Origin of the sequence: Klebsiella sp. K47 (genome assembly GCF_051858335.1) — a bacterium.
GTDB lineage: Bacteria > Pseudomonadota > Gammaproteobacteria > Enterobacterales > Enterobacteriaceae > Klebsiella > Klebsiella pneumoniae.
Window position 1 is genome coordinate 1 of the sequence record NZ_JBPYUI010000044.1, and the last position, 12412, is coordinate 12412.

17 protein-coding genes and 2 pseudogenes are annotated in these 12412 nt (G+C 51.2%); 14 read left to right on the plus strand and 5 right to left on the minus strand.

Annotated elements, in window-relative coordinates; translation table 11 throughout:
- Nucleotides 1–54 precede the first annotated feature (54 nt).
- From RRF55_RS25765 to RRF55_RS25785, 5 genes and pseudogenes are all read left to right on the plus strand, one after another.
- A pseudogene (locus tag RRF55_RS25765) lies at nucleotides 55–174 on the plus strand (HEPN family nuclease); the annotation flags it as partial.
- A 12-nt stretch (nucleotides 175–186) separates the two neighbouring features.
- Entirely contained in the window at nucleotides 187–951 is a 765-nt protein-coding gene (locus RRF55_RS25770) for a hypothetical protein (RefSeq protein ID WP_009483869.1), read from the plus strand.
- 85 nt (nucleotides 952–1036) lie between these two features.
- The gene (locus tag RRF55_RS25775) at nucleotides 1037–2170 is read left to right on the plus strand and encodes a DUF3800 domain-containing protein (protein ID WP_009483870.1); all 1134 of its coding nucleotides are present in this window, start codon (nucleotides 1037–1039) and stop codon (nucleotides 2168–2170) included.
- 15 nt (nucleotides 2171–2185) lie between these two features.
- Nucleotides 2186–2480 (plus strand): annotated as a pseudogene (locus RRF55_RS25780) (korC).
- A 588-nt stretch (nucleotides 2481–3068) separates the two neighbouring features.
- Nucleotides 3069–4070, plus strand: coding sequence for a DUF4238 domain-containing protein (locus tag RRF55_RS25785; protein ID WP_009483873.1), 1002 nt, complete (start codon nucleotides 3069–3071; stop codon nucleotides 4068–4070).
- Nucleotides 4071–4254: 184 nt separating this feature from the next.
- Here RRF55_RS25785 and RRF55_RS25790 read toward each other — a convergent pair whose 3' ends face one another.
- The 3 genes from RRF55_RS25790 to RRF55_RS25800 all read right to left on the minus strand — a co-directional run bounded on the left by RRF55_RS25790 (nucleotide 4255) and on the right by RRF55_RS25800 (nucleotide 6343).
- Nucleotides 4255–4599 (minus strand): hypothetical protein, encoded by a 345-nt coding sequence (locus RRF55_RS25790; RefSeq protein WP_009483875.1) that lies wholly within the window; start codon nucleotides 4597–4599, stop codon nucleotides 4255–4257.
- Between the two features lie 486 nt (nucleotides 4600–5085).
- Entirely contained in the window at nucleotides 5086–5376 is a 291-nt protein-coding gene (locus RRF55_RS25795) for a hypothetical protein (protein WP_023287115.1), read from the minus strand.
- A gap of 43 nt (nucleotides 5377–5419) precedes the next feature.
- Nucleotides 5420–6343: a hypothetical protein gene (locus RRF55_RS25800; RefSeq protein WP_009483877.1), complete on the minus strand. Its 924-nt coding sequence runs from the start codon at nucleotides 6341–6343 to the stop codon at nucleotides 5420–5422.
- 32 nt (nucleotides 6344–6375) lie between these two features.
- On the opposite strand from RRF55_RS25800, the gene RRF55_RS25805 reads away from it, so the two are divergent.
- From RRF55_RS25805 to RRF55_RS25840, 8 genes are all read left to right on the plus strand, one after another.
- Nucleotides 6376–6726, plus strand: a complete 351-nt coding sequence (locus tag RRF55_RS25805) for a hypothetical protein (RefSeq protein WP_223430981.1) — start codon at nucleotides 6376–6378, stop codon at nucleotides 6724–6726.
- Between the two features lie 169 nt (nucleotides 6727–6895).
- Nucleotides 6896–7114, plus strand: coding sequence for a type II toxin-antitoxin system antitoxin CcdA (gene ccdA, locus RRF55_RS25810; RefSeq protein ID WP_006788213.1), 219 nt, complete (start codon nucleotides 6896–6898; stop codon nucleotides 7112–7114).
- Between the two features lies 1 nt (nucleotide 7115).
- The gene (gene ccdB, locus RRF55_RS25815) at nucleotides 7116–7421 is read left to right on the plus strand and encodes a type II toxin-antitoxin system toxin CcdB (RefSeq protein WP_004197633.1); all 306 of its coding nucleotides are present in this window, start codon (nucleotides 7116–7118) and stop codon (nucleotides 7419–7421) included.
- A gap of 57 nt (nucleotides 7422–7478) precedes the next feature.
- On the plus strand, nucleotides 7479–7790 hold the full coding sequence (locus tag RRF55_RS25820) for a hypothetical protein (protein WP_023287114.1): 312 nt from the start codon (nucleotides 7479–7481) through the stop codon (nucleotides 7788–7790).
- Between the two features lie 49 nt (nucleotides 7791–7839).
- A complete protein-coding gene (locus RRF55_RS25825) occupies nucleotides 7840–8175 on the plus strand; it encodes a hypothetical protein (RefSeq protein WP_009309920.1) in 336 nt (111 codons plus the stop codon).
- A 33-nt stretch (nucleotides 8176–8208) separates the two neighbouring features.
- Nucleotides 8209–9225 carry a hypothetical protein gene (locus RRF55_RS25830; RefSeq protein ID WP_009483880.1) on the plus strand — a complete coding sequence of 339 codons (1017 nt, stop codon included), beginning with the start codon at nucleotides 8209–8211 and terminating at the stop codon, nucleotides 9223–9225.
- A gap of 43 nt (nucleotides 9226–9268) precedes the next feature.
- Nucleotides 9269–9430: a hypothetical protein gene (locus RRF55_RS25835; protein WP_009483881.1), complete on the plus strand. Its 162-nt coding sequence runs from the start codon at nucleotides 9269–9271 to the stop codon at nucleotides 9428–9430.
- On the plus strand, nucleotides 9423–10202 hold the full coding sequence (locus RRF55_RS25840; RefSeq protein ID WP_023287113.1) for a site-specific integrase: 780 nt from the start codon (nucleotides 9423–9425) through the stop codon (nucleotides 10200–10202). The genes RRF55_RS25835 and RRF55_RS25840 overlap by 8 nt, the downstream gene beginning before the upstream one ends.
- 57 nt (nucleotides 10203–10259) lie before the next feature.
- Here RRF55_RS25840 and RRF55_RS25845 read toward each other — a convergent pair whose 3' ends face one another.
- Both RRF55_RS25845 and RRF55_RS25850 read right to left on the minus strand, forming a co-directional pair.
- Complete coding sequence (locus RRF55_RS25845; protein WP_023287112.1) at nucleotides 10260–10517, minus strand: hypothetical protein; 258 nt, start codon at nucleotides 10515–10517, stop codon at nucleotides 10260–10262.
- 128 nt (nucleotides 10518–10645) lie between these two features.
- Nucleotides 10646–10759, minus strand: a complete 114-nt coding sequence (locus RRF55_RS25850) for a hypothetical protein (protein WP_014343462.1) — start codon at nucleotides 10757–10759, stop codon at nucleotides 10646–10648.
- 535 nt (nucleotides 10760–11294) lie between these two features.
- On the opposite strand from RRF55_RS25850, the gene RRF55_RS25855 reads away from it, so the two are divergent.
- Nucleotides 11295–12161, plus strand: coding sequence for a replication initiation protein (locus tag RRF55_RS25855; protein WP_004118283.1), 867 nt, complete (start codon nucleotides 11295–11297; stop codon nucleotides 12159–12161).
- The last annotated feature ends 251 nt before the right edge of the window (nucleotides 12162–12412 follow it).

A 12412-nucleotide genomic window follows, 5' to 3' on the forward strand; every position in this document is an offset into this window, starting at 1 on the left:
TAAGGCCTTTGAATAAGACAAAAGGCTGCCTCATCGCTAACTTTGCAACAGTGCCATGCCTACGCCACTTTCAGCGCCCCGGAACTTTTACCCTTTCTGAAATATTACGCAGCGCAGCTGCTCGGGAATATGGCCCGCCGTCGAGCCCCTGCTGTTAACTCAGTGGATTTGTAAGGGATTTGCACAATGTTAATCCTCGATTGCTCCTCACGCTCTCAGGCGTTGAATACACTGTCTGCCGGGTTTGGATGTCCCCCTGAAAAGCTTAAAAAGGTGCTTCTGTCGCTCGATCTGGAGCATATCTACGAAACAGATCAAAGCATTATGGTGGATGCAAATCAGTATCTGAAAGATTATGTCAGCGCGGAACTGGGCGAACCAGGTCCCTTCTCCCGGGCTTTCTGGTTTCATGGCACCCGGACTTTTGCCGGGAATACTTTCCCGAGGGGGTTACTTGCGCTGAATCATTCGAAATCGCTTGCGGCAAAGATGCTGGTAGACCTGGCCCCGGATGAGTTAGTCCGTAAACGCCTGCGGCAGTGGGTTGAAACGGGAGATGTTCCGGATGCGCTGTTTCAGCTCAGAACCGGCGACAGCATGCACTGGGGGCCTTATGGCCATCTGGTTCGGGAATTGCATTTTCATGCCCGAGAAAACGGACTACACGATTATCTCCACTTGCCTGAGTTGGTAGAGGATGTCTGTAACGCCTACCTGAAGCAGTATGGTCACGATCTTACGGCCTATTATCTTAAGGTGCTGCATCCCTGCATTATCTGGTTCGAGGCGGATATCTCTTATGAAAAAGGAGCGATTGAAACGGCCCTGGCATATGCATATACGTCAGTCCGGGCGCTTCCGCCGGACTGCCATGCAACTATCGGCATCGACTGTAAAGGAAAATCGGTGTCCAGGTCGTCGATTGCTAAAATCGAGTTTCTGCCGCCCTAGCAGATATAATACGTGAAAAAATGGGGCTGTGATCTGGCCCGGGTTATACCGTTTCCCTTCCCCCTGACAGGTAAAGGATCTCTGAATGCACTTTTATGTGGATGAAACCGGTCATACCGGTCCGAATCTTTTTGACCGCACCCAGCCAGTACTTTCTTATGGCGTCCTGTCTTCACCCGATGACCTAGACAAGGTTGCAGAAACTGAACTGGCCAGTTTGCGAAAAAAACTGGGTGTACAACGTCTTCATGCCGCTGAACTGGGCATGTACCGCCTTGATGATGTGGTCGATACCCTGCTTGTTCTGCAGAAGAAACACCGGATACGGTTTGATATCTGGCAGGTGGTTAAACGGGATCACGCCATTATTTCATTCTTCGATCAGGTATTTGACCAGGGACTGAATCCGGTTGTGCCCTGGACTGCCTACTGGACCCCGCTGCGCTATCCGTTGTTGCTGAATCTGGCCATTCTTTTTGATGAAGAGCTGGCTGAAAAGGCATGGCGTGCCCGTCTTGAGGCACATGATGAACGTTCTTCCTGCTTATTCAATGAGGTGTGTGGTGAGCTGCTTCAGCGCGTTCACATTCTGAGCGATGCCCGTTCAGTTGAACTCATTACAGATGCCCTGTCCTGGGCGATGGTCAACTTCGATGAGCTGGGGTACAACTGCAAAACCAACAAGGAAAAGCTGCAGATCATGCCCAACATGATCGGATTCCAATCCGTTCTGCACGGGATCTGCGCCCGTCTGGGGGCACCGAACCGGAAAGCCAATATCATTGTTGACCAGCAGTCGCAGTTCAATACCACTCAGCGGGAGCTGAACGAGTTTTACTACCAGATACGCGAACAGCCGTGGGAACTTGGCCCGGGTTTACCCGTCATGGACATGAAGAACATGCCGGCAAAACCGCTAGTCTTCCAGTCGGGTACGAAAAGTGCAGGGCTGGAGCTGGTCGATATTTATCTCTGGATCTTCAAACGCTACTTGGAACAGAAGGAACTGACCAAACCCCTTACCCGCCTTCTCTACACCAACCTCAATACCGCCAGAACTGACAGTGTTTCCCTGCAGTCTGTCGCCAAACGATTTAAGGAGTTTTTTGAAACACTGCCTGAACCCACTGCAGAAATGACGCAAAAAGGGCGCGAATACAAGGAGCGGGAAGAAGCCCGTCGCCTGCAGCACCGAATTCCTGGCCTCAGTGGCTCCTGACAGGCGTATGGCACGATGAGCAATCAAGCACACCTGACGCTGATCCACTCGCTGGTCAAAACCAATGCGTTTAACCTGTACACCCTGGCCAGCACAGAGAGCTGGCAGAGGCCTTCGGTCCGGGACATCGCCGTGGTCCGGGGGCTGATTCCACTGACCGACGTCGAGCTGGCCCACAGGCTGGATGTGGACGAACGCACCATCCGCAAGTGGAAAATCCGGCCAGACATGGATGGTGTACACCGCCTGGTGCTGTCTGTGCTGGCTAGCCGGACTGGGGATGCCGTTCGATCACGTTATCAATGACTGAAGATATGCTTCCAGATGCGACGGAGTATGAAACAGCGATAGTATCGCCCGTTTCGCTTCCAGATATATGGAAGGTCGTCAAAATTGGTCAAAAACCAGGTTAGATCACGGTAAGCCACAACGATTGTCCAGATGAAGTGGCCGATGCCGATTAGGGTAAAGATTACAGCAAATACTGCAGCTAAAAATGTAGACATAATGTTCTCCTTAATGTCTTGGTTGATGTGCAGGTATTTACTGTTCGCGGGGCGGCCTTTAAGGCCGGTTAGTGAAAAAATAACTGAAAAAAATTTCCTTTCGCTAATTTTTGCCATTTCAGGCTAACTCTGTTTTGAATTTTGCCCCTCAGGCAATAATCTATTCACCGCAACAATGTTCCGCTTTTTGTGACTTTCCGGCAATAATCCTCGTTCTCTCCACTGCAGATCCGAAAACTCCATTAATCGGAATTTTAAATTTCATAGGTACAGACAGGGCATGAAACACAGGTATTATCGGTCAGTTCTTTTTTTCAAATGATTAACTGCAAACCAGTGGCCCATGCCGTCAATACAGATGCGGCAGCGTTGCTTTTCAGGGAGATAATGTTATGGCCGAGCCAATAAATCTGCAGACAGACGTGGTCAGGCAGCATACGGTTCCTCGTTTTTTACTGAAGCACTTCAGTACGCCGGGAAAGGGTAAGCGCCTACGTTTATACGCCTTTGATAAGGCCGCCGGGCGCGCTTATGCCACCACGCCGGATGACGCCACCGTCCGGAATACGTTCTACAATCTCGATGATCACCCTCAGCGGCTCAGTCTTGAGCCGCTGCTGGGAATTTACGAACATGAAGCAGCGCCGGTCATTGCCGACCTTCTGAGGCATAAGGACATTCGCCAGCTAACTGCAGACGATCGCTACAAGCTAGCCGTGTTTGTTGCCGTGCAGCGTGCACGAACCTTCGGTGAGCTGGAGCGTATTTCAGGCATGATTTCAGTGCTCTTTAGTAAGATGGCGGCAATGGGCGCGACTGAGGAGCAGGCAGGAGAAACCCTGGGGTTATCGCCCGGGGGAGATAACAGAGATGTTTTTCTTCGGCAGCTTGTCCAGCAGATATCACATATTGATCACCTGCTGAATAAGGACTGGTACCTGCTGGAAACAAAGCCAGAACATCCCTTCTACGTGTCAGACAATCCGGTGGTACTGGAGAACCGCAACGACTTCGGTCCGTACGGCAATATTGGTCTGGCCGTGCTCGGAATACAAATCTACCTTCCCCTGTCATCGACGCTGATGCTGGCCATGTATTGCCCTTCCATCCGTGAACAGAAGATTCGTGATAAGCAGGATCTTCATCATCTCCTTGCCAGAGCGCCACACCTGATCCCGCGTCACATGCGCCCGTTTGAAATGCTCAGACATCTCAGCAGGTTTACGGACTATCATCTCATGCCGCTTACTGCGGATCATGTGACGCATTACAACGCACTGCAGGTGGAGTATGCGGAACAGTATGTGTTCTGTGGTGAAAACGATTTTTCTCTGGTTGAGAGAATGCTGGCAGATGATGACCGTTACCGGACAGGCCCGAGGTTTATGTTTTAGGGCAAATTCCGACCTGCGCTGTGTCGGGAAATGCCGGTGGCAGACCCGGCTGACCATCACGGCACAGATGAGTGTTGCCGAGAAACCCCCACGTGAAAGCGGCAGTGGCCACTGTGACCACCGCCGGAAGATGAGGATGAATATCTGTTGACATTCATCCTCTGTTCGTGTAGCTTTCGGGATCTTACTTGCTTAGAGTAAACTTTCGGCAGATGGCCCCAACCATCTTACCGATACCCCAGAGTAGCAAACCCCTTAACGGCATGACCCAGAATGGTGAAATGGCAAGTTTCACCAGAAAAAAAGTCTTAAGCCAGGGCATTACAGCCCACACCACTCCGGCCGTAAGCCCCACGTAAGCCACAAGAAGCAGGACGCAGAGACAGGCGCTCCAGTATTGCTTCTGGCTGATGTGGTCCCTGGCACTGACGACCAGGCGTTGAGTAGTGGTGAAAATCGCGATAATAAAAGCGATTTCAGTCTGGAACGGGAATACGGATGTTCCCACGATGTCGGACGTATTTTTCATTAAGCCTCCAAAGGCAAGTTGTTGATAACACAGATGTATTAGTGTTCTTCATGTTGTGAACCTCATTTTTTGTCAAAAGGCACCCCGCGCCTCACATGATGTGAACGCCGTCGATACCGCACAGAATGTGATGTTACCTGTCCTGCTACGATGTATTCATTCGTGACCTCCATACTGATGCTGTCGTTAGATCTGCCGCCTGAACCACTGAAAAAAAACAGCATGAAACCGAGACAGGACGCCACAGCGGCCTGACGGGTGGATGCAATAAGTTTCAGGGGATTGGGATAACAGGAAGGGCTGGTTACCTGATGTTATAGTATCAGGATATCGATCCATTTGTCAATGAATTTCGATAACATCTCTCCAATTATCCAATAATACCACTGTTGCAACTCGCTGAATTTAGCAAAAAGTGCTTTTCTCCTCAATCATTCCTGAGACTCTAGTATCTCAGCAGCGGGGGGTGTTGAGCTAATGCGTTTTTCAGTTATTTGCTCCCTGCCCCGCCGGTGCTGTCTCGTAAACTCTGACATAGAGGTGTGTGGCCGTTCCAGCCCGGCGACGGGTAAATTCTCCCGCTGCGGTTCCCGACGTCAGGCGGCATCTGCGCCCGGCTCTGGAAAAGGCAGCTTTCAGGGATTTTGATACTTCACTCCGGGCATCGTTTTCATCCGGGTTCAGCGCCAGGCAGACGACCTGCCCGTGAGCCATCTTTGCAATCGCGGAAAAGGAAACGTTGCCACAGACATATCGACTGTTTCTGCTGTTACTCATATTACAGCTCCTCTGATTATGGTGCCGGCCTCTAGTGGCTAGATCACACCATCTGATTTTCAATGCAGGCCAGCAGCTGTTGTGTCAGGTTGTTCTCAACAGCTCCGTCTGTGACAAACTCCCCTGCATGCCAGGCATAGACATGAAATTCACACCGGTTATTGCGGAAGAAATAGGCCGGGCCAGTACCGTCTGGCGAACTGAGCGACGTGGTGTACCCCGGATCTGCAACGATGACCCATCCGGGAAACCTGGGGACCGGAACGGGCTGTTTCCCGTTATGGCCGTCTTTCAGCATGGCCTGCACCCGCCATCCTGATTCGCCGTAACTCACCGGACGGTAACTGTATAAAGTCACGAACGAACCTTCAGTCACAAAACCGGGTACGAGTGGAGGCAGTTTTTTGAGCAATCTGACGGAGTCGATGTGTTTATAGAACTGATTTTCAGCATCAGGCTGAGGTGAGTAAAAAGCCTTTTCCCAGGCCATCCTGATAACCGCCTCATCCTGAGCGGCCAGCTCTGCAAACAGAGCCAGTTCAAGCGACAACCCACGCCTGAAGTAACCGACCCCGGCCATTCCTACTCTTGCCATATCCCGCAGATAAGGCGCATTATTAAAAAGGATGCGCTTGAGATCATCATCGTTCTTCAGGTTCAGAAAACTGATGTAACCCTCGTTGATGCCAGGCAGCAGTCCTGAGTACCCGTTAGGGTCTGCACTGGCTCGCAGGTACTCCAAAAGCTCTGCATCCAGGGAAGCCACCAGACCGTTTTTACGGACAAAATTCTGAATGTGATCGCTGAAAATATCTGCCAACATTTCGCGCAGCCAGGTTGCCTTGGGCTTACCGGCGCTGGCCGCCTGACTGGTAATATTCGCATCCAGCGAAGCTGAAATATTTCTGATGGTATACGAAACCGTACCATCATCGGCTTCACTGTCCTGCCTGTTGTCAATAATCATATCATTCACCTTTTTCTATTCCGTATCAGTTTATGGAAAAAGGATACTTCAAAGTAAAAGTTATCAAAATACTGCAAAGTATACTTTTTAAAAAATCGCATCTGATTGGTTGTTTTTTATTCAACCCTTGTTTGTCAGATCCGATTTCTTCCGGTTCCGGATCTGCTTCAGCCCCGCCGGGGCGCAGCGGCCCGGAAACACAATATCTAGCGGTGTTCTCAGCTGGTTGTAACGCTATATGTTGTGTCCCTCCCCTGCCCCGCGACCGCCTGCTCACCACCGGAAAACGCCGCTTTGCTTATTCCCTGACCGTGGTACACTTCCGGAAACTTCATAAAGTGCGAAAAGTCGGATCCAACCGGAACGGCCGTCCGGTAATTTAACGGCGTGGCTGTATGGCTGCTTGTTATCTCTCTGGTGATTATTGTGTATGTGAATTTCACGGTGTGAAATGAATGGCGACATAACAGTATGTTTCTGTCTGGCGTGTGTCAGCTGCATCATTAAGCTATACTGTTATACATATCATTAGTATGTATTCCGGAGTGCATCATGAAGCAGCGCATCACCGTCACCATAGACAGCGACAGTTATCAGTTACTGAAATCCGCGGACGTCAATATCTCCGGCCTGGTGAACAGGGCCATGCAGAATGAGGCCCGTCGTCTGCGTGCCGAACGCTGGCAGGCCGAAAATCAGGAAGGGATGGCCGAGGTTGCCCGCTTTATTGAGATGAACGGTTCATTCGCCGACGAAAACAGGGACTGGTGAGATGCAGTTTAAGGTTTATGCCTATAAAAGAGAGAGCCGCTATCGTCTGTTCGTGGATGTGCAGAGTGACATCATCGATACCCCCGGGCGACGGATGGTGATCCCGCTGGCCAGCGCCCGGCTGCTGTCGGATAAGGTCTCCCGTGAACTCTATCCGGTGGTGCACATCGGGGACGACAGCTACCGCCTGATGACCACGGACATGGCCAGCGTCACGGCCTCCGTCACCGGGGAGGAAGTGGCCGATCTCAGCCACCGGGAAAATGACATCAAAAATGCGATAAACCTGATGTTCTGGGGAATTTGACAGCCTCCCCGCCCTGAAAGACAGGGAGGATGTCAAAACGAAGCTTTTAGGCGAGGTATGGGTAAACCAACATTTAGATCATTTAACGATGTGGTCCGGGAGCTTGAGGATGTATATGGCCACCAGGAGCTGTGGCTTTACTCTGGCCTTAATGAGGACTGCCCCGTCGAGACAGCCCGGCGGCGTCAGGAATGGCGATCTCCCAAAATTCTCAAACGAAACGGCAGAATGGTGGCAGAACAATCAGGCCAGCCTGATTTCTGGGTGCTCACCGGAGACTACCATCTGTCGCAGTCTGAACACAGCGGTCCGCCGTGGAAAGCCTGCCTCATCGATAAGGTCTTTAAACTGTATTGTTCACTGTTCTGATGATGGCTTCACAAGGCTTACAGGCGGAATTTTCAGTTAAGGAAGGATTATGTGTGATTTATGCAGGGCGGATGAGAATTACTTCCATACGGCAGAATGCGTGTATGACCAGCTGGTCAGTGAATACCCCGTGATGTGGCTGCGGGACTCGACCCGGATCGGGGCCTGCTACACCCTTCGTGAACTGCTGTCGCCGGAAGGGATGGTGCTGGCCATACAGAACTCTCTCCCGATGAAGGGGTGGCGGCTTCGCATGCTTTACAACGAAGCCATTGACGAAGAAATTAACCCACTGCACGGGGACTGTATTGAACTGCCCTCCAGAGCGGATGCCCTGCAGGCTTTCGTGGGGTCAGGGGACACTCCCCTATCCGATAACTGCTGACAGCACCGGGGTATAACCCTCCAGGGAAAAAACATGACCGACTTCGTGACCCGGACTGTTATGGACAAAACAATGTGGCTCGTGACATTGCCGAAGATCATTACAAATAACAGTACCCGCCAGGAGGAAAATCTGGTCGTCATTCTGAGCAGGGAGCAATCGTGGGGGGCAACTTCTGACCATTTTCCCGACGGATTGTACCGGGTCTCCTGCATAATGACACTGTACCTGGCCGATACCGAACAGACGAAGACTCAGACTTTCACTGCAATCTACTGGCCTCAACAGAAGGCCCTGCATCTGTTTACAGATGAGTTCAGACTGGAACGCCGCCTGCAGGGACACGGCCTGGGTAGCTGGATCACGCAGCAGTTTGTGCTCTGGGCCAGAGGCCTTCCGCCAGAAACCAGGGTTTTGCCGATTGAAATTTCCCAGGTTGATGAAAAAAACGAAGAAAACAAGATCCGGAGGGACAGACTGTGGCACGCAATGGGTTTCCGGTTCCCGGCCGGGGAAACCAGCTCAATGCCGCTGCGGGCAGACGAACTACAGTTGCCGCGGGGCAGGTATTCAACGCTCCGGGTGGAGCCCCTGGTATCCGCGGTACGCCGGCTGGAAGACTGTTATCGCGGGCTGCAGGAAAAAATCGTGCAGCTCGAAGGCAAAAAACGGTCGCAAAAACAGTTAATTACTTCACTTAAGAATCGTCCATTTTATCATCTGTTGCACAGGAAAGGGGGCCAGCTCCCGGACGAGAAATGTGACGCCCTGCCACTGCGGGTAGAAAAACTGTCTCTGCCGCAGAGCGGGGATTCAGACCTGGAGGTGGCGCAACGGGCAACCGGGGTCATCCGGCTGGCTACCCTGTGTGCTCAGTCGCAGAAAAGAATCCTGGAGCTGGAAAGGGAGCTTGCCTCGCAAAGTGAGGAGCTCGTTGACCTGCAGGCACATCCCTTTTTTAACCTGCGGGATAAATACCGCGGCCAGATCCTGTTCTGGGGATGGGGGATGGGTTTTCTGTGCTTTATCTACTGGATGTTGGTGTCATGAATGTTCCCGTTCTATAGCCACCCACTGAAGAGGAGTGAAACCTGTGCCCGAAAATATCGTGTCTACCGTCATTGACGGGGTAGTTTTGTTTGCGACTTCGTCTGTTTTCTGGCTGGCCGTCGCTGGCTGGTTAGTCATCCTGACTCCGGTAATATTACGAAGAAAATTCTCGGCAAAGAAAAAAGTTAAAAGAAATTATGAATAACCTGGTTCCAGTTGGATCTCCGGCATCTCCCGGAACATTGCTCCCGGTGGCCATCGATTACCCTGCCGCCCTCGCCCTGCGCCAGATGGCGCTCGTGCAGGATGAACTGCCGAAATACCTGCTGGCGCCGGAAGTCAGCGCCCTGCTCCATTACGTGCCGGATCTTCACCGCAAGATGCTGCTGGCGACGCTGTGGAACACCGGCGCGCGCATTAATGAAGCGCTCGCGCTGACCCGGGGGGATTTTTCGCTGGCGCCGCCGTATCCGTTCGTGCAGCTGGCCACGCTCAAGCAGCGTACCGAGAAAGCGACCAGGACGGCAGGTCGTGCCCCCGCAGGCAGTCAGATCCATCGTCTGGTTCCCCTTTCCGATCACCACTATGTCAGCCAGCTGCAGATGATGGTGGCCACCCTGAAAATTCCGCTGGAAAGACGAAACAAGCGCACCGGCAGAATGGAGAAGGCACGTATCTGGGAGATCACAGACCGTACCGTGCGCACCTGGCTTAGCGAAGCGGTGGAGGCCGCAGCGGCCGACGGGGTGACGTTCTCAGTACCGGTTACCCCCCATACGTTCCGTCACTCCTACGCGATGCATATGCTGTACGCCGGCATACCACTGAAGGTTTTGCAGAGCCTGATGGGCCACAAATCGATCAGTTCCACGGAGGTCTATACGAAGGTGTTTGCGCTCGATGTCGCGGCACGGCACCGGGTGCAGTTTCAGATGCCCGAAGCGGATGCGGTAGCCATGCTGAAAGGGAATATTTAAGTGCTTAGGAGAATGATGCTGGCGAACGTCCTGCTCGCCGGTGAGGTCTGTCAGACGTTATCTGGACCAGCTGACGGGAATATCTGCTCTGTATTCCTCATACTGCTCATAGATCGCATGCTGAAGCATCGTAATACGTTCTGACAATCTGTTGGCGTCTGACATATGCCGCCATTCCCCCTCAATAGTGGTTTTCTGTCCATCCGGGAGATTGAGCGTGATCAATACCTTTGTATCACGAATAATCACCCCACCAGTGAAAGAATTAAGGCAACTCCTTACGGTATTATCTATCTGTATATCTTGAAGTTTCATCTTGTTACCTCCTGTTGTCCGGATCCCAAGCATAGATATCTGAATTCAAATTGCCTAGTGAAATGCCTGGATATGCCGCATTTTTCCCCTTATACAGCGAAGCTGGCCAAAGGCCAGCCCGCATGGATTTATCGCTTTTGCCAGTAGATCAGCATGGCAAGGAACAGGATTGTTGCCCCCTGAGAAGCGGGAGAAGCGGTCAGGAAAGTTTCCAGCAATGACATTATCGTAAAACTCCGCATTATTAATTTCAGGTGTGTGATTCAGGGGCCTTAGTCCCCCTTTTACAGGACGTAGTGTTCTGTCACGACGGGAGCCAGGGTTAATAAAAACGATTCGAATATGTCTGCAGGGACGATAGAAATCTTCGTGCGGGTTGTCTCGCTGTAGCGGGCTCTGGAGAGCGACTCGGGGGAGGAGGAGTATCTTCCGGCCACGGATATGATCGAGCCAGCAGTGCTCGCCGCAGTCGAGCGACAGGGCGAAGCCCCGAGTGAGCGAGGAAGCACCAGGGAACAAAACTTATAAATTCTGCTTACGCTCAATGCCTGAAAAATCACCTCCCCCTCGGGGTTATCCACTTATCCACGCGCATATTTTTATAAAGTACTTTTTTATTCTTTTTCTTTATTTTACATCTTTTAGGGAGCCTGAAAGCCGCGTACAGTGCGGCCTGAGAGGGGGCCTGTATGGGCAACTGGTAAACATAATATGGGAAATTAATCACGTATCAGTGGGTTTTGTGTCAACAAGCTATGGGATACGCATCAACAAGCTATGGGAAAGAGGTCAAGTTCAGTTCTCAATTATCCACTTGTGGATAAAGTGCAGATTTTTCCGGTGGATAAGTATCGCGATAGCTTGCAATTTCTGTTTTCACTGTCATTATGGGTGGGTAAAAATTTACCCATAGGCATTGAAATGGATACTCAAGCACTCTTGCCAGCTACTAAAACGTTTAAAAAACGCGCCAGTATAAAGCAATCTAACGAATTGACCGAAGCTGCATATTACCTGCCTCTTCAGGCAAAACGTGTGCTGTGGTTATGCCTCATGCAGGCCTATTTTAATGACAGCCAGGAAGATGACTCTGACGTATTGCCGCTCTTCAAAATCAGCGTTTCCGATTACGTCAAATACTTCAATGTCGCTACGTCTGTCGCCAGTCGTGATGTGAAGGCTGGGGTAAATGCTCTGGGCGAATCAACGGTTACCTTTTATCCAAAAGAAGGTGAGTTTGAAGAAGTTAAACGTCCGTGGCTGGCTGAAGCAGGAATGAAGCGAGGCCGGGGTTCCTGGCAGATTGAATTTAACTACAAGGTCATGCCATTCCTGGTAGGCTTAACCTCCCAGTTCACTACCTATTCTCTCTATGACTGTGGCCAGCTTAATAGTGTTCGTGTCATCCGGCTTTATGAAAGCCTGTGTCAGTTCCGGAGCACTGGTGTCTGGATCACCACACATGACTGGTTATGTGAAAGGTTTATGCTCCCTGCTTCGCAGAAAAACAATATTGCTGAAATGAAGCGTACCTTCCTGGAACCTGCTCTGAAGAAAATTAATGAGAAGACGCCATTAAAGGTAACATATACCACTGAAGAAGATGGTCGCTTGCTGTTTAATTTTCTTGATAAAAAACAATAGCCTGTAATTTTTATTTCCTCCCCCCTTAGTTTGTTGCTGACATATGGGGGGATACTAAACTTGCTGTATTTCCCATAGTGCTTGCCTAACTTGACCTGTTTCCCGCAATCGCGGCTGTCTGCGTAGTTGACCTGTTTCCCACAGTCCGGGCCGTCTGCGGAGTTGACCTGTTTCCCACAGTCCCGGTCGTCTGCAAAGTTGACCTGTTTCCCACAGTCCCGGTCGTCTGCAAAGTTGACCTGTTTCCCACA